Raw genomic sequence first — 17,439 nt, 5'->3', positions numbered from 1 at the left:
ACTTAAATGCTGCTTGTTGACATACAATAAAAGAAGAAGACGCCCCGACGGACAAATCCGGTCAGGGCACTTCTTTTCATAGCAACAATTTTCCCGTCAAATTTGATAAGCCGGTAAATTAAAAATAAAGGAACTTCCTTCTTTGGGTTTGCTCAACACGGTTATTGTGGTATCGTGCAAATCCATGATTTTCTTTACAATGGCAAGCCCCAGGCCATAACCTTGCTTTTTGGCATCCTTGTTCACGACTTGTTTATATCGGTCAAAAATGAAAGGCTGCTCGTTAATGGGTATGCCATTTCCTGTATCTGTAATGTTTATTTCAACGTTTTTGTCCTTCCGTTGGATTGACAGGGTCACTTTACCGTTGGATTGGGTATATTTTAAGGCATTTTCGATAAGATTTTGCAATGCCCTTTCCACCAAACTTACATCGGCAAAGACCATACTGTTCTCTTCCGGGTTTTCCAAATGGAGATCTATCTTCTTTTGATCGGCCAACACCTTGAACTTGGCAATAAGATCATGGGACAGTTCGGTAATCGAAAAGGGTTCTTTTATGGGAGTAACCTGTTCCGCCTCAAGTTTGGAGTATTCGAACAGTTGATCGATAAGCTTGGAAAGCTTGTTTACATTGCCATGAGTAATTTTAAGATACTCTTGTTTCTCGCTCTCCGAAAGCGAGTCCCTTTTCATTTGTAGCGTTTCAATATAACCCTTTAGAACGGCCAATGGGGTTCTTAGGTCATGAGACACGTTGGCAATAAGTTCCCTTCGTAACAAATCAACTGATTTCATCTTATCCATATTACCGACAATGGTATCGGCCATATCATTAAAGGATTTGGCAAAAACCTCAATATCCGATTTTTCGGGGTTTTCGACCCGCGCTTCAAGATCTCCCTCTTGAAACCTACGAATGGTACCCGTAATTAAGCGTAGATTTTTGGTAAGGAACCAGATACTCAACAATCCCACTAAGGCTGTAAAAAAAGTGGTTAAAATGACCGCCCGTATTCCTAGTTTGGCGAAATACTGCCCTAAAAGATTACTGCTTACCAATTGAAATTCCACACCTTCAAGGACAATATAGATATATCCCTCGCGCCCATCAATATTGAACTGGGCCGCAGAAAAAATCTTCTGTTCACCCGGGTTTCTGGGATCATCCCCCAATACAAAGTCTTTCCCGTCATTTTGTATAAAAGATTTAATAGGGGCAAGGGAAACACTTTGTTCCGGGGCGTTGTCCCCATGATCAAGGACAACGGAATATAAAATCTGCCCGGTATCGTTCAAAAGATATACCTCTATTCCTCGGTTTACCGCCATCATATCGTGCATCAAGTCACCGAACAGGGCCTTATTGACGCTACCATCCTCAAGAAATGGCGAGGCATTTTGAAATTTTTCCTCAATGACGTGATTGGCCAATTCGGAATTGAGACGTTGGGTGGTCTCCTGATAGTACTTATTGGCAAAATATCCTGTAATAACAATATAGGATATGCCCATCAGAAGTATTAGAAAGACAAACACCAGCCATAACTTCTTTACCAATCGTGGCGTAAGGGTCTTTTGGGAATTGCTCATACCGCTATATCTTCGTTAAATTTATAACCAACGCCCCAAGTGGTCAAGATGTAATTAGGGCGGGCCATGTCCGACTCTATCTTGGCACGTAACCGATTTATATGCGAATTTACGGTATGCTCGTAACCTTCAAAATTGTAGCCCCATATCATATTCAATAATTCGGTTCGGGTGTAGTTACGTCCCGGATTGGAGGCCATTAAGGTAAGGAGTTCAAATTCCTTGGGGGACAGTTCCACTTTTTTGTCCTTCAAAAGCACCTTTCGCTTATCGATATCGATAAAAAGCCCCTCGGCCGAGATAGTGGAGGTATCCTTTTTGTCCGTTTGGATCATATCCGTACGTCGTAGTACCGCCTTTATCCTGGCCAAAAGCTCCCGTATACTAAAAGGTTTGGTAATATAATCATCGGCCCCGATCTCAAGTCCCAGTACCCTGTCGATTTCCTCGGATTTTGCCGTCAACATTATTATAGGTGTGCTTTTTTCGGCCCGTAGCTTTTTGCAAATTTCCGTACCATCCATTCCTGGTAGGGTCAAATCCAGTAAAATTAGATCATAGTCGTTTTCCAATGCCATTTGATAACCTAAATGGCCATCGGCCGCCTTGGAGGTAACATAGTTCAAATCGGCCAAATGTATCTCGAGTAGCTTCACTATCTCAAGATCATCCTCAATAATCAGTAGTTGTTTCATAGTTAGTTTGATACGAAAAAAATCAAAAAATATCACATAGATATCACGGGTAATTTAAAAATGTCCTTCCATTTTTTTTGACCCCATAAAGTATACCTATCAATATAGAGAATCCTTCATTTTTCCTATAGCCGTATTTTTTTTGTGAGCCTTACAATTCTGGGCCAACATTTTTAACAGGATAAGCCAATATCCATTTTACAGAGCTGTCTGGAATAGAAAAAGGCCCTTGGGTGTCCAGGGCCATTTTAAGTATTTTGAACATAATATGATTTCTATTCCCAGGAATCGATTTGCCGGTTTATGTCATCAAATCTATAATCGCCTATAAGGCTTTTTCTGTAATGAAATGCCAATAGGGTAAGTCCTAACAATAAAAAGTGCAGGAAAAGGATCAAACCCCCAATTGGAATGAACGTTTTTGGAATTATGTGGTTTTCATACATATTGTAGCTCATCAAAATATAGATGGATTCAATGAATTTAAAGATATAGAGCAGAAAAATGACATAAAGCGCATATTCCAAATTTCGCATTTGGGGATCGGTCACTTCATTCTCGGTGATTTTGAACCAAAGCACATATAAAAACGTGAAATGGGCCACGGTGAGCAACGGGAAAATATAGTTATCCGGCTTCAGAAAATAAAATTTATTGGTGTAAAGTCCGTAAAAGCTAGAAACAATCAACGCTCCAAGTACTACCATGGAAATGTAAATGCAACGTTTCCAGGGCACTAATCTCAAAATGGAATTCATGATACTAATTTTTCAGGTTTCGGGGAACAATAATTCAAAGCCTACAACGAGACCATATTGTAGTTTATTTCAAATTTTCGATAAAGGGCAATTTATGTTGCCAAATGCCAAAAAAGTGTGGTGTCCTTTCCCATCATCGGAAACAATTTGGGATAAATCGAGCCATATCAAATCAGTTTCAAGATAGATGAAGTAGATTTCGCCGACTTTCCCTGTTTTCCTTCAAATTCAGAACTATACTATGGCATTTGAAACATAAAATTCGACAAAAAAACCTTAAGTCCTCTAGCCAAGCCAAAGTTTTTTTGTGGAAATCCGTGCAAAAACTACTAACCCTACACCAATCAAAATAATAAGTAGGGGCATACTGATTTCCCCGGGGCCATACACCTCTAGGTTCTTACCGATAAAAAGAGAATGGAACATTTGTACCAGTATACCGACGAGGGAGATCAATAGTACGGGCCTTGCCCATTTTTTCCGAAGCAAGAGGGCAGTACAGCCCAACAGACCTCCCCACACGTTCAAGGCAAATGCGGCGGTAGCCCAGGCCGGCCGTGTCTCCAATAACGCTCTTTCAGCTTCAGACAGTGCCGCCAAGGCCTCTTCGGTCATAAAGGCCTGTTGTAGATAGGCCAATACCCCCATGAGGTTCCAGAGCAATGCCAATATACTGACTATCCAGAACCACAGCGGTGGTTTTTCCATCGATCGAGTGCTCATAATTAAAAGGTTTGATGGTTGAATACCTTACAAAATACAAAAAAGCAGTAGTTTGTGGAGCATATAAAATCATAGATGCACGTAAATTATGAAGGAAAACCATGTGTATATTCTAAGGGTACAGTTTTTAGGTTTTAGATACAGCGGTTGGCAAAAACAGCCTAACCTAAGGACCATAGAAGGAATGCTCGTTAAAACGCTGAAATTCATAGTTCCCGGTGTTCCTTTCAAAATCTTGGGGGCAGGTAGGACGGATGCCAAGGTATCGGCATTGGCGGCCGCATTTACCTTGACTTTTAAGGAATCACCTATTCAAAATATGGACCATTTCATAGGGCTCTTCAATGCAAATCTACCGCTGGATATTCGGATACTGTCCATGGAGGAAACAAAATCGGACTTCAACATCATTCTGGATGCGAAGATTAAGGAATACGTGTACTTGTTTTCCTTCGGGCAAAAAAATCATCCTTTTTGTGCGCCTTTCATGGCCAATTTTTTGGAGGATTTGGATATTGAATCGATGAAGAAGGCAGCCCAGCTATTTGTGGGCACACACGATTTTTCAACGTACACATCCCGATTACAGAAAAATACAAAGACTGTCCGTACCATTATTTCCTGTGAAATAAGACCAAATACCTTGCTTAAGGCCAATTTCTTCCCTGAGGATAGTTATGCATTCCACGTTAGCGGAGCCGGTTTTATGCGTTACCAGATCCGAATGATGATGGGCGCATTGGTGTTATTGGGCAAGGGAGAGCTCAGCTTGGAAAACATACGCTCATCATTGATTGCAGGGTCGGAAATACAACTCACCTATGTGGCCCCGGGATCGGGTCTTGTATTGAATGGATTGGAGTTTGCAAAAGACGAGTCTTAGATTGCTTTTGGCTCGACCAAGACGATAGTAGTATTTAATCGGGGCAGACCTGGCGTATGCTTTTACCGACTTGGTAAAAATGGGTTTATATCATTTTTTGTACATTGTTGAAAAACGCATGGTATGCCATTATGGTTATCTATTCTATGTTTTGTTCTTGGGATGTACCTGATTATTAGCATCTTGCTGTATTTCCTACAGGATTATTTAATGTTTAAGCCTGAAAAACTTCCAAAGGATTTTCAGTTCCATTATGAAAATCAGGAGACCGAGGAATACAATATAGAAACCAGGGATGGAGCGATCATCAACGGGTTGCGCTTTAAGGCAAAAAACCCCAAAGGATTGGTGTTTTACTTAAAAGGCAATTCAAAGAGCATCCGTGGATGGGGAAAGTTTGCCGTTGATTTCACCCGGCATGGGTATGACGTACTCATGGTAGATTACCGGGGGTTCGGCAAAAGTACGGGGCGCCGTACCCAAAAGGCCATAAAAAGGGACTTACAGGTTATCTATAATAAGGTAAAGGAAAACGTCCGTGAAAAGTATATTATTCTTTATGGACGATCTTTGGGATCCGGATTTGCGGCCAAATTGGCTTCCATGAACGATCCCAGAATGCTCATTTTGGATGCGCCCTATTATAGTTTAAGTAAGGTGGCCAAACGATATCTCCCCTTTATGCCGTTGTCCTTATTGATCAAATTCCCCATGCCCACGAACAAATGGTTAAAATATGTAAGGTGCCCTATCCATATCATCCATGGCACGGATGATCGATTGATTCCCTATAAAACCAGTGTTAAGCTTTCCAAGATACAACCGAAACTGACCACCTTGCACACCATTATTGGGGGAGGCCATAAAAATCTGAACACTTTTGAATCGTATCATAAAATATTGACTGAAATCATCACCACAAGGCCAAAGGAAGTGAATTTGGAAGGTTCCAGCATCAACGTAAGACATTCAACCAAAAGAATCAATGCGTAGACTTAAGAAAGCCGGAATACTCCTTGGCGTTCTCTACTTGGGACTAACCCTTTTGGCCTATTTTTTCCAAGAGCGTTTAATTTTTTTCCCCTCGGCGATGCCTATGGAGCACACCTACGATTTTTGCCAATCTTTTGACGAGTTTTTTCTGGAGACGGATGACGGTGCGAAGTTAAATGCGGTGCATATTAAAAACGGTAGTGAAAAAGGGGTAGTGCTCTACTTTCATGGCAACTCCGGAAATATTTCCAATTTGTACCATGTCGCCAATCGCATTTCCGATAAGGGGTATGATGCTATTTTTGTAGATTACCGGACATATGGCAAGAGTACGGGAGCTTTAAGCGAAGAAGCCTTGAACAAGGATGCCCAGCTGTTTTATGAGTATACGTTACAGCATTATGAGGAGAATGATATCATAGTATATGGCCGTTCCTTTGGTACCGGGATCGCTTCCCGATTGGCGGCAAAAAACAACCCCTGCCGGTTAATTTTGGAATCCCCTTTTTACAGTGCGGTGGACTTGGGGAAACATCGCTTCCCTTTCTTGCCCGTATCCCTACTTTCCAGATATAGGTTCCCGTCCCACGAATATCTGAAGGAGGTCAACTGTCCGATTTTCATTTTTCATGGTACGGAGGACGCGGTAATCCCCTATGATTCCGCAAAAAGGCTGTACGAATCCATTCCGGGCAGCGCAAAACAATTGTTTACCATAGAAGGGGGAAGACATAATTATTTGCAATCATCCCCTATATTTCAACAAGGAATCGATAAAGCGTTGCGCTAGGCTATTCAAACAGATCCGATGAGAGATAACGGTCGCCCCGATCACAGACAATGGAAACCAGGGTACCGCTTTCCAAGGTTTCCGCCAAGCGCAAAGCAACTGTGGCCGCACCGCCACTGCTCATTCCCGAAAAGATACCTTCTTCCTTGGCCAAACGCTTGGCCATAGCCTTGGCTTCATCCTGGCTCACCTCCATAATTCGATCCACCTTGGACGCATCAAAAATCTTGGGAAGGTATTCCTTAGGCCATTTCCGAATACCGGGAATACTGGAATTATCCGTGGGTTGTACCCCAACAATTTCTATGGCCTTGTTTTGCTCCTTTAAATAGGTAGAAGTTCCCATAATGGTCCCTGTAGTTCCCATGGCCGATACAAAATGGGTAATCTGCCCTTGGGTATCCCTCCATATCTCCGGTCCGGTCGTCTTAAGATGGGCCTTCCAATTATCGTCATTGGCAAATTGGTTGACCATGGTAAATCCTTCGTTTTTCACCTTGGCCTCGGCATAGTCTCGAGCGCCTTCAATCCCGGTTTCAGAAGAGGTTAAGGTTACCTTGGCCCCATAGGCCCGCATGGTCTGTACCCTTTCTTTAGTCGCATTTTCTGGCATTACCAATTCAATGGTAAGTCCATAGATTCCTGCGATCATGGCCAGTGCAATGCCCGTATTGCCACTGGTCGCCTCGATCAATCTGGACTCCTTTGAGATATCGCCCCGTTCCAGACCACTTTTTAGCATATTGTACGCTGCACGGTCCTTGACACTTCCGCCCGGATTGTGCCCTTCCAGTTTAAAAAATAGCTTTACATTGGGATTTTGGTTCAGCACGCGGGATTCCACAAGGGGTGTATTCCCGATCAAATCCAGGATATTTTTAGACATTGGAAGAGGTTTTGATCTTAATCTCAGGGGTGTGAAAGACCGTGGAATGGGGAGGAATGGAGGAAGTCAACCAAGCGTTACCGCCAATGACGCTATGTGCCCCGATAACCGTTTCACCCCCTAAAATGGTGGCATTGGCATAAATGGTTACATTATCCTCAATAGTAGGGTGACGCTTCGTTCTTTGCAGATCCTTGGCGACGTACAAGGCTCCAAGCGTAACCCCCTGATAAATCTTAACGTTGTCCTTGATCAAGGCGGTTTCACCGATGACCACACCTGTTGCGTGATCGATAAAGAAAGACTTGCCTATTTGCGCCCCGGGATTGATATCCACACCGGTCTGTCTATGGGCATATTCGGTCATTAACCGGGGAACCAAAGGGAAACCGGTTTTATAGAGCTCATGGGCCAAACGATAAATGGCAATGGCGTAAAAGCCGGGATAGGCCATATAAACCTCCTCAATGGATAAGGTGGCCGGATCACAACTTACAATGGCCTCCGCATCAAGATTCAAACTTTCCAGTATTTCAGGTAGTTTTACCACATAGTTGTCCCAGAGCATTTTACAAGGTTTGTCCACCTCCCAACACGCCAGGTTCACCATCGCATCGAACTCCTTTTCCAGATATTCCAGATTCTCGGCTACGGGGGTATCACTATCGAACAGGGTGTAAAAAAGTCGATTGGTAAAGCCCTCTACCTTTTCCTTTAGGACATACCTAAGATTGGGCTGTTTTTTGTGAAGATTGATTTTTTCAATTATGGGCCGATAATCCATGGGAAAATTCTTATACGCTCAAAATTAACCAATATTTCAAAATCGGTAATCCCTAAATGGTTAACTTTAGCTTAAAATAACAACTGCTAGGTCGTATGTTACAGCCATCAATTACCAAGAAATCCTTGGGTTTTCTAAAAAAACTGGAAAAAAATAACAATCGGGAATGGTTTAATGAACACAAATCGGAGTTTAAGCAGCATGAAACCGATGCGAAAACCTTTTTCTCGGGGGTGATGGAAAACCTTAAGCTGCATGACGATATAGACAAATTGAAAGTGTTCCGAATTTATCGGGACGTCCGTTTTTCCAAGGACAAGAGTCCCTACAAGTCCCACTTTGCCTGTTCCTTTTCCCGTGCCGGTGCACGCTTACGCGGGGGGTATTATATACAGCTAAAACCTGGCGGAAGTTTTTTGGCCACCGGTTTTTGGGATCCCAACAAAGAAGATTTGTTTCGGATACGCAAGGAATTTGAACTCGATGCCTCGGAATTTAGAAAGATTATCAACGATACGAATTTTAAGCAAGTCTGGGGAGATCTGATCGGGGATGGTGTAAAAACCGCACCCAAAGGTTTTGATAAGGAACACCCGGATATTGACCTGATAAAAAAGAAACAGTTCATATTTGTCCGTAATTTTTCGGACGATGAAGTTACCTCGGATAGTTTTCCAAAGCATGTGGATGATTCGTTCAAAGCGATACGACCTTATTTTGATTTGATGAGCGATATTCTGACCACCAATCTCAACGGTGAATCGATCTTAGACTAGGACAGGCTCCTCAAAAAATTGTATTTGATCCTTTAACCGATCAATGACCATACCCATCATGCGCTTGTTCAGTGCCGAGGAGTTTTGAATGTACTTTTGGTACTCCTCTAGGGTAAACTGACCAATGATCATCCCTTTTAGGGAATTTCTGAATTTGATATCTTTTTGAATGGCATTTTCAATGTATTCCAAACGCTTTTCCAAGACCAGATCATGGAAACGATTTTTATGTTTCGTAATGTAATTGGCAAAAGCGGCCAGGAGCAAGGGGTTCTGAAACTTGATAATGGGCCGTAAGGCTTCGTTCTGGAAACGCTCGGCATCGGTCATTTCAAGGGTAATTTTAGCTTTTGGAATATTAGGACGAATGTTTAAAAGAGAATGGGACCTATCGCTCATGTCGAGAAGTTTGTATAAAGTTAGCGGTTATTGCGCATCCCAATTTTGGAAAATCTTGAAGTTTTCAACGGGGTTATGAACAGTGGGAAAAGTTTTAGGTGCGCCCAAAGGCATAAGTAAGAAAAATCAGCAAAAAGCCGTACTTTGTGAGGAATACTTTAAGGAGGGAAAACTTACTGTTTCTGAAATATGTGAAAGGCTGGATATTTCTAGAGCAACCTACTATAAGTATTTACGATACAGAGGGCTTTCTGGAAAGTTAAGACCCTACAGTAAATGAACGAAAACAAATATTTTGCTCCATCTCAAAGCAAATAGAGGTATTTTTCATTCATAAAATCAAGCTAGCAACTACCAAAAGGAACACTATGGCACACAAATGCTTCATAAGTTTTAAAACAGAGGACATTGCATTCAAAAATCATATTCGTGATGAATTGGACATTGATATGATTGACAAATCATTGGATGAACCAATCAACTCTTGGGATGATGATTACATTATGCGAAAAATTAGAGAAGACTATTTATCTGACTCTACAGTAACGATTTTTTTAATAGGCTCAAGAAGTTCGGAGAATCTTGGGTCTCACGAACAAAGATACATTAAGAAAGAGCTTCAGGCATCTCTTTACAATGGTGTAAATAATACAAAAAATGGTATTCTTGGAATAGTACTTCCTTCCATGTACGATTCCATTTATCAAGGCTCGTATAATTGCCCAACATGTGGTGGAACCCACAACTACGTTGGAATAAATGATTCAACGGTTATAAGAGAGTTTAGTCATAATTACTATATCCCTGCATTTGGTAAATGCTCTTGGAGTGAGGATGATAGATATTGTGTGCTAGTAAAATGGAGCGATTTCACTGTTAATCCCGAATTCTATATTGACCAAGCATTTGACAAAAGGTCCCAACCGATTTCGAATAAAACAAAAGTAAAGCCATAATGGAATTAAAGGATTTTCCAAATTACTACCAAGCTGCTGATAATATTTCAATTAAATCGCAAAAGGCTTATTTGAACATAATAAGAGTCGACTTAATGTCTATGATTATTGCAGCATTGCTTGCGATATATAGCTTCCAAGACGTTAACCAAAAATTTTGGATTTATGGTTTTACAGGGTTCTTTTTGCTATTAGGTTTGATACTTACTATCATTTTAAAAAGTAGAAAATATGAGGATGTTTGGTACCAAGGTAGAGCGTTGGCAGAATCAAGCAAAACCTTAACATGGAGATTTATAACCTGTGCTGAATATTTTGAACAGTCTTTAGACTTGAATACAGTAAAAGAGAGGTTCATACAAAGAATCAGAGAAGTTGCCAATGAATTTAAAGACTTATCGGCTTCTATGGACTCAAAAATATTAAATCAAGAAATTATAACATCAAAAATGCTCGAGGTTCGTAACCTCTCAATGAATGAACGAAAAGATTATTACATTAAAAATAGAATAGAAGACCAACAGAACTGGTACTCAAAAAAAGCCGAGTGGAATAAAGGTAGATACAACTTTTGGTTCTGGATAATACTTGCCTCTCAATTCTTTGCTATAGTCTCAGTTGTCATTCTGATGAGTAACCCTGATAGTAATTGGAATATTGTTGGACTGCTAACGACTATAGCTTCTTCAGCAATTAGCTGGTTACAGATAAAACAGCATCAAGAGCAAAAGCAAGCATATACAACTGCATCAGAAGAACTAAATTTCATAAAGGAATTATCTTATAATGTAAATTCAGAAAATCAATTATCAGAATTCATTCTTGATTCTGAAAATGCAATATCAAGGGAACATACTTTATGGCTTGCCCAAAGACGCAAATAAAATGAAAAAGGGTTACAACAAAGCTATTTTACTTGAAAACCTAATATGGATTTTAGAATCTTCTGATATAAAAAAAAGACCGTGCATTTTTATAAGTCATAAAAGAGAAGACAAAGAACAATGCAGAGAAATTGCTAAATATTTGAAGCAAGCAGAAATTGATTACTATTTAGACGAAGAAGACGATGTTTTACAAACAGCAGCAAGTAGTAATAATCCTATATTAATTACAGAAAGTATTAAAAAAGGCATTAAAGAAAGTACACACATGCTTGTAGTCGTTTCAGAGAAAACTTATAAATCACAATGGGTACCTTTTGAAGTTGGTTATGGTCATTCAGCTATTCTAGATTATGGATTAAAGGAAGATGAAAAACCAAATAGATTAAAATTGGCGATTTTGACTTTAAAAGACATCTCAGAGAAAACTCTTCCAGATTATATGCAAGTTGGTCATATCATAAGAGGAACGAAAAGTCTAAATGATTACATCTCTAAAATCACAAATCGTTTAGAGAAATCTCTGATCAACGAAACTAGAATTTTTTCGGCATCAAAAATGCAACATCCATTGGATAACGTGTTAAATTGGAAATTATAAAAATGAAAGCTGCCAATAAAGAACTGAAATAAATCAAGACTTAAAATATGGTGGAAAATTCCCGTTACAGTAACATTTTAGATATGTCTTAACTTAAAACTCCACCTCGAAAATAAATTAGAATTGTAAACTATATACCTAACTTGAGGAACCATTAAGATAAGAAATATGACTCACGATTACGACGTAGCCTTTTCTTATGCAGGAGAGCAGAAAAGCTATGTATATCAATTATACGAAAGTTTAAAAAGTCACAATATTTCCATTTTTTACTATGAAGGAGAATTAGCAAAAATGTGGGGAAAAGACCTCTATCAATATTTAAATGATATTTACTTGAATAAAGCAAAATATTGTGTTCTCTTCTTATCACAAAACTATGCTAATAAACTGTGGACAAAACATGAATTAAAGGTTGTCCAAGCTAGAGCATTTAAAGAAGCTGAAGAATATATTCTACCTATTAGATTTGATCAGACTGAAATCCCTGGTCTACTTCCAACCATTGCTTATATAGAATCTGTTGATTACACCATTGAGGAGATTTCGGATTTAATATTAGAAAAAATCAAAGGTGCGGAATACAAAAATTCATCATCCCATAAGGCTAACAACAAAGTTCTAGAAATCGCCTTGGCCGATGCAGTCATATGGGCGGAGCAGTATCTTCAACCGCAGCCACTTAATTTGTCAGATAAGATCGCAGAGGCTGTAAGGAATTCATTTTTTAATTCGGAAATTATCCCAAACATAGAGATAATAAAGCCTTATATCCTAAATGAAAAGGCTTCTTATAGAGTCGTTGGTTATTTAGCCTATCAAATTAAACCCTTTTCAAATCAACAAATAATCCTTGACTTTCTAAGCAGTCTTAAAATAGAAAAACAGGAAGCTATCAAGAACAAAGAGACTAGGCCACTTTGGCAGTTACTTGTATGCATTGAACTACTTAGTGAACTTGATAATGATGTATCAATTTTAATCGAATCCTTAAGTATGTTTCTAAATTTTATGGAAGAAAATCAGTCTATTGATTTAGGGGGAGAATGTAAAGATCGAATTAGATATCTTATTGAAATGTATACATGAATATCTGTCCCTAGCGAATTGTATGTTACCCGACTTCACTTACATTCATTGGAGGGACTGCGATTAACTATGAAACTTCAAAAAAACGATTCTTCGCAGTAGTGTGTAATTTGTTTTCAGGGTATGTAACAAATTAGAGTGATTTTCATCTAACAATTAATCAATCAAAACGAAATACGATGAGAACCACTATTACGACCCTTTCACTTTTTTTTGTTTCAATCATTTCATTTTCCCAGAATTTGCAATCCCTGTTAAAGGGAAAGAATATCAACTCCACTTTTTCAATTTTGGCATATGATGAAAATGCTCAGGAATGGGGCATTGCTGTTGCCACCAACAACATCTGTGTGGGAAATTCGACCATCTATATAGAACCGGGACTGGGCGCATTTTCGGTAATCGCCGAAACGGAACCCAGATATGCGCAGGCAGGCTTCGAAAAGTTAAGGGAAGGAAAGTCCATCACAGACGCCATCCTGTACACCAAGAACGAAGACGGGCAAGCAAACTATCGACAAGTTTCAGGAATGGACAAAGATGGAAACGTTTATGCCTTTACCGGAAAATCATTGAAATTTTGGAACGGAAAAGCTTCCCAAATTGTGGGAAAGAACTATGTGGTAATGGGTAACCAATTGGCAGACAGCGTGCTCACCAGTATGTCCAAAACATTTGAAACCGCCGCTGGAACACTTGCACAAAGACTCCTTGAAAGCCTTATGGCCGGTGAAGCATCGGGAGGACAGATTTCCGGGAAACAGTCTGCAGCGCTTGTGGTAAAAGGCACCGACAATGAATGGTACAATCAGATAGACCTCAGGGTCGACCATTCCAGCAATCCAATAGACGACCTACAGACACTCCTGGATTTCCACTATGGAAGGATTAGGTTGAACCAAGCGCTCTATGCATATGGCAAAGGAAACCGCTCAAGGGCATTAGAAAAATTGTCAGAGTCGGAGAAAATGCTTGACGGATGGACCGGGATGTATTCGAGAATCGCTTCAGCCAACATATCATTGGGTGATGAAGAAAGTGCTATTAAATGGATCAAGAAAGGGATTTCAGAAAATCCGAATTGGTCGATATATCTACCAGCATTCCATTTTTTGAAAGATCACCCTGAAATGAAGGGATTGATTAATCCAAGTACATTTACCACAAAAGATTGGGAGGCCGCTCTAAATATGTTGAGCAATCTTGGAAGAGAATTGGAGGTCATAGAATTGGCCCACCGACTGAAATCGGATAAAATTGAATCGTCATATCTCAATTTCCTGCTTGGAAGAAGCTATTTTTACGAAAAGGAGAATGAAAAGGCAATCAAGTTCCTGGGGTTGGCACTACAAATGGATAAGGAAAATATAGAGGCTGAAATGTTGTTCCGCAAAATAACTGGCTAAAAGTTCAATTGAACGATAAGAGATGATAAAAAAATTAATTCTATTTGCTTTGTTCGGCATTACAATCTCCGGTCACTCGCAATTATCGGAATCACTTCATCAAATGAAATCCGATCCAGAACCAGATTTTGCCACTTATGAGCAATTATTTTTTGATGCCACGGAATATATCTTCGACAATCCTGTAAATTTTAAATCAGAGGAATTTGTAAGTGCTTGTCGAATCGTGGATTTTTGGAAAAATGAGGATACTGGAATCAACGTTCCTATTTTCGGAAGTTTTTATAATTCCTTGAATCCAAAAAGTAATCAGCGCTACTTCTATATGATTGCGATTACGAATTATATTTTGAATGAAAAACTCAACAATGACAGATATTTGAAAAACACTAAAATTGAAGGTAAGAAATATAGCGAACAGGAGGATGTTAAAGAATCACAGATAGAAGGAGCTAAAATATTTTTAGACTACGTTTCAAATAAAAATAATGGCCTCATCTTAAACTCAAAGTCAAAGAAATTTTTGAAAGCTCATGAGAGAGGGAGACTGGATGAAGTCTTCTTTGATTAAATCAAAAGTTCAAAAAAACGATCAACAAGACCACAATGAAAAACTTTTTCTACCTGTTCTTCTTTTTCTCTTGGTCAGCATTCGGTCAGGAGGTAACAAATCAAACTGAAATTCAAGAGAGGAGCTATCATGATAAAATAGCGGAGAAAGCTTGTAACTGTATTTCAGAATTGGAGATTATCAATGATGTTAAAGAAGCCTTGACCACCTGTATCATTTCTTCAACTAACAAGGTTCACGAGGAAGATGTGGAAAATAAGTATTCAAGGGACTTCACAGTTGAAGGAATTAGGTCTCATCATAAAAAAGTGAGAAATTTATTGATAAAAAATTGTAGTATAGTATCAACCAAAAACTAATCAATCTGAATAGTTCAAATAAACGATGAGCACGAAGCTTAAAAAAAGATATAAGCTCCATTTTTCAAGTCTAAGGGATTTAATCAATTCCTGGAACTTGATATCGGATTCTCCTCCTGATGAGTTCGACTCTGTAAACCATATGTGCCTAAGTTTTCTATATAGAGGGGCTGATGAATTCAAACTTAGGGAAGCCATCCATCATGACCTATCCGTTAATTATGGATTTTCCATGGACAAGCAAGAATCTGAATTATTAACTAAGCAAGTAATTGAATGGTGGTTGGACAACAGGTAAAGTTCAAAAAAACGATTTATAGCTAATAGATGACAAAAAAATACATAGACCCAAATCCAGAATCTGGAAAAATCTTTTATCGTGATTTTCATGGCAAAGGCAAGGTAGTAATGCTGAATTTATTGAAGTTTCGAAAATTTGCCGATTACACTGACCTTGAATTAATAAAGCCTGAAAAAGAAATCAGCGGTGAAGAGGCCTACCGGTTGTATATGGAAAGTATCTTGCCAATATTGAAAAAGGCAGATAGCAGAATACTATACTTCGGAAAAAGCCAAAACTTTTTGATTGGACCGGAGTCGCAAAAGTGGGATGCCATATTATTGGTTGAACATCAATCGGTTTCCAAGTTCATGGAGTTTGCTCAAAGTGAGGACTATTTGAAAAAGGCTGGACATCGAAAGGCAGCCATAGAAGATTCCAGATTATTGCCGTCAAATGAAACTAAAAACTGGGTCTAGTCAAATGCAAAGTTCAAATAAACGATAGAAGCTTTACAAATAGACCCTTTTGTAAATCGTAAAGCTTTAGTTTAAAGCCTATCGATCAAATGGCTTACTTTTTTGGCCAAAGGACTGGCGGCCCCATCATAATTGGATAGTACCACTACAACATACCCCTGATCCAGAAAGATATCCAGATTGGAATTAAGCCCTGGAAATCCGCCGCTATGTCCCACCACTTGGCCACTTGGCGATTGCCGGATCGTAAAACCGTAACCATATCCCGCATTGGAATAATCGGTCCAAAGCAGATCCAAGGATGCTTTGGAGACCAGTTTTTCGTTCACCAAGGCCATCGCAAATCTATGGAAATCTCCTACCGTTGAAAAACCTCCCCCGGCGGGCCCTCCCTTTATCACATGCTTATAGAGGTTATTGGTCCATCCATAGGAATTTTCCGATCGCTCATAGCCCATGGCCAGATTTTCTACGGGTTGGTCCATTTCATAAGCATCGGTATGCAACATCCCGGCGGGCTCAAATAGGTTATGCGCCACATACTTAAAATAATCCTGCTGGGTTACTTTTTGGATAATCACGCCCAACAACAACATCCCCGTATTGCTATACCCAAAGCGTTCCCCGGGCTCAAACGCAAGGGAATCCCCCTGTACAAGGGGCTTAAAATCATCGATACTCCTATATAATGCCCTGGACGAATTCCAAAAGGTTTCATTAAAATAACTCCCCAAACCACTGGTATGGGATAACAAGTGATGGATGGTTATCTTAGAAGTAATCCCGGATGGAAGCCATGTTTCATCCACATATTGGTTTATTGGATCTTTTAAGCCGATAAGGCCTTTTTCCACCAACTGTAAAATGGCAACTGAGGTAAACATTTTGTTCATGGAGCCCAAATTAAATTTGGTGTCCAGATTGTTTTTGATATGAAAACGTTTCGAAGCTTCTCCCTTCGCATCCGCATAGAGGATATCGTTTCCTTGGGCCACCAATATAGCCCCTGAAAAAAGGTCCAGTTGGGACAATTTTTCCACCGCTTTTTTGGTTTCTTCGATAAGCTCTTCCGGCGAAATGTTGGATTCGAGAATATCGGTGGGTGTCTCGGCGGGAGAAAAGCCGATACCCTTGAGGAGCAACCCTTCCTCATCAACAAATGAAAACCTGATTTTTTGCCAGGAACCGTAATTGTTATCCTTTAGGATAAGTATGGTTTCTTGCTCATTTTTAGGGTCATAGGTTCTAATACTGTGAAAGCTAACGCCCCCGGTCCGGCGGTAATAGTTTAAGAAATGCCCTTGATGTGCCTCCATAGGGGCCATATTTTGAAAATCCTCGGCAAAATTGGTTTCGATGAATTCTTTTATCGTATCCGAATCATTGGAGTTTATGGTACTGATAATTTTCTGGGTTACCGTTCCTATACGGCCTTTGGGAAAAGCAGTTTCATCGGTATAGTTAAGCTTTTTGGGCTGGGGACTGCAAAGCATGGGAAAACATATACATAAGATATAAATGGATGAGTAAAATT

Annotated in this window: 22 protein-coding genes; 14 read left to right on the top strand and 8 right to left on the bottom strand. The window is 39.7% G+C overall.

Annotated features, from left to right (window positions below; genetic code table 11):
* Positions 1 to 96 precede the first annotated feature (96 nt).
* The 4 genes from ACO06Y_RS17380 to ACO06Y_RS17365 form a co-directional block, all read right to left on the bottom strand.
* Positions 97 to 1,593 (bottom strand): ATP-binding protein, encoded by a 1,497-nt coding sequence (locus ACO06Y_RS17380; RefSeq protein WP_422080279.1) that lies wholly within the window; start codon positions 1,591 to 1,593, stop codon positions 97 to 99.
* Positions 1,590 to 2,288: a response regulator transcription factor gene (locus ACO06Y_RS17375; RefSeq protein WP_422080278.1), complete on the bottom strand. Its 699-nt coding sequence runs from the start codon at positions 2,286 to 2,288 to the stop codon at positions 1,590 to 1,592. Before ACO06Y_RS17375 ends, ACO06Y_RS17380 begins: the two co-directional genes overlap by 4 nt.
* Before the next feature lie 275 nt (positions 2,289 to 2,563).
* Entirely contained in the window at positions 2,564 to 3,046 is a 483-nt protein-coding gene (locus ACO06Y_RS17370) for a hypothetical protein (RefSeq protein WP_422080277.1), read from the bottom strand.
* A 285-nt stretch (positions 3,047 to 3,331) separates the two neighbouring features.
* Entirely contained in the window at positions 3,332 to 3,769 is a 438-nt protein-coding gene (locus ACO06Y_RS17365; RefSeq protein WP_422080276.1) for a hypothetical protein, read from the bottom strand.
* A gap of 88 nt (positions 3,770 to 3,857) precedes the next feature.
* Here ACO06Y_RS17365 and ACO06Y_RS17360 point away from each other — a divergent pair, with 88 nt between their 5' ends.
* The 3 genes from ACO06Y_RS17360 to ACO06Y_RS17350 all read left to right on the top strand — a co-directional run bounded on the left by ACO06Y_RS17360 (position 3,858) and on the right by ACO06Y_RS17350 (position 6,435).
* Positions 3,858 to 4,652, top strand: coding sequence for a tRNA pseudouridine synthase A (locus ACO06Y_RS17360; RefSeq protein WP_422080275.1), 795 nt, complete (start codon positions 3,858 to 3,860; stop codon positions 4,650 to 4,652).
* A gap of 123 nt (positions 4,653 to 4,775) precedes the next feature.
* Positions 4,776 to 5,645, top strand: a complete 870-nt coding sequence (locus ACO06Y_RS17355; RefSeq protein ID WP_422080274.1) for an alpha/beta hydrolase — start codon at positions 4,776 to 4,778, stop codon at positions 5,643 to 5,645.
* Positions 5,638 to 6,435: an alpha/beta hydrolase gene (locus ACO06Y_RS17350; protein WP_422080273.1), complete on the top strand. Its 798-nt coding sequence runs from the start codon at positions 5,638 to 5,640 to the stop codon at positions 6,433 to 6,435. The genes ACO06Y_RS17355 and ACO06Y_RS17350 overlap by 8 nt, the downstream gene beginning before the upstream one ends.
* Position 6,436: 1 nt before the next feature.
* On the opposite strand, the gene cysM is transcribed toward ACO06Y_RS17350, so the two are convergent.
* Both cysM and epsC read right to left on the bottom strand, forming a co-directional pair.
* Complete coding sequence (gene cysM / locus ACO06Y_RS17345) at positions 6,437 to 7,321, bottom strand: cysteine synthase CysM (protein ID WP_422080272.1); 885 nt, start codon at positions 7,319 to 7,321, stop codon at positions 6,437 to 6,439.
* Positions 7,314 to 8,105, bottom strand: a complete 792-nt coding sequence (epsC, locus tag ACO06Y_RS17340; protein ID WP_422080271.1) for a serine O-acetyltransferase EpsC — start codon at positions 8,103 to 8,105, stop codon at positions 7,314 to 7,316. The genes cysM and epsC overlap by 8 nt, the downstream gene beginning before the upstream one ends.
* 95 nt (positions 8,106 to 8,200) lie before the next feature.
* On the opposite strand from epsC, the gene ACO06Y_RS17335 reads away from it, so the two are divergent.
* Positions 8,201 to 8,881, top strand: coding sequence for a DUF2461 domain-containing protein (locus ACO06Y_RS17335; protein ID WP_422080270.1), 681 nt, complete (start codon positions 8,201 to 8,203; stop codon positions 8,879 to 8,881).
* Here ACO06Y_RS17335 and ACO06Y_RS17330 read toward each other — a convergent pair.
* Positions 8,873 to 9,280: a glyoxalase gene (locus tag ACO06Y_RS17330; protein ID WP_422080269.1), complete on the bottom strand. Its 408-nt coding sequence runs from the start codon at positions 9,278 to 9,280 to the stop codon at positions 8,873 to 8,875. The genes ACO06Y_RS17335 and ACO06Y_RS17330 overlap by 9 nt on opposite strands.
* Positions 9,281 to 9,362: 82 nt before the next feature.
* Here ACO06Y_RS17330 and ACO06Y_RS17325 point away from each other — a divergent pair, with 82 nt between their 5' ends.
* The 10 genes from ACO06Y_RS17325 to ACO06Y_RS17280 all read left to right on the top strand — a co-directional run bounded on the left by ACO06Y_RS17325 (position 9,363) and on the right by ACO06Y_RS17280 (position 15,905).
* On the top strand, positions 9,363 to 9,560 hold the full coding sequence (locus ACO06Y_RS17325) for a helix-turn-helix domain-containing protein (RefSeq protein ID WP_422080268.1): 198 nt from the start codon (positions 9,363 to 9,365) through the stop codon (positions 9,558 to 9,560).
* An 88-nt stretch (positions 9,561 to 9,648) separates the two neighbouring features.
* On the top strand, positions 9,649 to 10,236 hold the full coding sequence (locus ACO06Y_RS17320) for a TIR domain-containing protein (protein WP_422080267.1): 588 nt from the start codon (positions 9,649 to 9,651) through the stop codon (positions 10,234 to 10,236).
* Positions 10,236 to 11,120 carry a DUF4231 domain-containing protein gene (locus tag ACO06Y_RS17315; RefSeq protein WP_422080266.1) on the top strand — a complete coding sequence of 295 codons (885 nt, stop codon included), beginning with the start codon at positions 10,236 to 10,238 and terminating at the stop codon, positions 11,118 to 11,120. The genes ACO06Y_RS17320 and ACO06Y_RS17315 overlap by 1 nt, the downstream gene beginning before the upstream one ends.
* A gap of 1 nt (position 11,121) precedes the next feature.
* Positions 11,122 to 11,721, top strand: coding sequence for a toll/interleukin-1 receptor domain-containing protein (locus ACO06Y_RS17310; RefSeq protein ID WP_422080265.1), 600 nt, complete (start codon positions 11,122 to 11,124; stop codon positions 11,719 to 11,721).
* A gap of 168 nt (positions 11,722 to 11,889) precedes the next feature.
* Positions 11,890 to 12,810, top strand: coding sequence for a toll/interleukin-1 receptor domain-containing protein (locus ACO06Y_RS17305; protein WP_422080264.1), 921 nt, complete (start codon positions 11,890 to 11,892; stop codon positions 12,808 to 12,810).
* 179 nt (positions 12,811 to 12,989) lie between these two features.
* Positions 12,990 to 14,216 (top strand): DUF1028 domain-containing protein, encoded by a 1,227-nt coding sequence (locus tag ACO06Y_RS17300; RefSeq protein WP_422080263.1) that lies wholly within the window; start codon positions 12,990 to 12,992, stop codon positions 14,214 to 14,216.
* A gap of 22 nt (positions 14,217 to 14,238) precedes the next feature.
* Positions 14,239 to 14,787, top strand: coding sequence for a hypothetical protein (locus ACO06Y_RS17295; RefSeq protein ID WP_422080262.1), 549 nt, complete (start codon positions 14,239 to 14,241; stop codon positions 14,785 to 14,787).
* A 35-nt stretch (positions 14,788 to 14,822) separates the two neighbouring features.
* Positions 14,823 to 15,146 (top strand): hypothetical protein, encoded by a 324-nt coding sequence (locus tag ACO06Y_RS17290; protein ID WP_422080261.1) that lies wholly within the window; start codon positions 14,823 to 14,825, stop codon positions 15,144 to 15,146.
* Positions 15,147 to 15,171: 25 nt separating this feature from the next.
* The gene (locus tag ACO06Y_RS17285; RefSeq protein ID WP_422080260.1) at positions 15,172 to 15,444 is read left to right on the top strand and encodes a hypothetical protein; all 273 of its coding nucleotides are present in this window, start codon (positions 15,172 to 15,174) and stop codon (positions 15,442 to 15,444) included.
* Positions 15,445 to 15,473: 29 nt separating this feature from the next.
* Entirely contained in the window at positions 15,474 to 15,905 is a 432-nt protein-coding gene (locus tag ACO06Y_RS17280; protein WP_422080259.1) for a DUF1330 domain-containing protein, read from the top strand.
* Positions 15,906 to 15,976: 71 nt separating this feature from the next.
* On the opposite strand, the gene ACO06Y_RS17275 is transcribed toward ACO06Y_RS17280, so the two are convergent.
* Positions 15,977 to 17,398 carry a serine hydrolase domain-containing protein gene (locus ACO06Y_RS17275; RefSeq protein WP_422080258.1) on the bottom strand — a complete coding sequence of 474 codons (1,422 nt, stop codon included), beginning with the start codon at positions 17,396 to 17,398 and terminating at the stop codon, positions 15,977 to 15,979.
* Positions 17,399 to 17,439 lie beyond the last annotated feature (41 nt).

The organism is Ulvibacterium sp. (genome assembly GCF_965228935.1).
In the GTDB taxonomy this organism is placed as follows: Bacteria; Bacteroidota; Bacteroidia; order Flavobacteriales; family Flavobacteriaceae; genus Ulvibacterium.
This window is presented reverse-complemented; position numbering and strand designations above follow the sequence as displayed.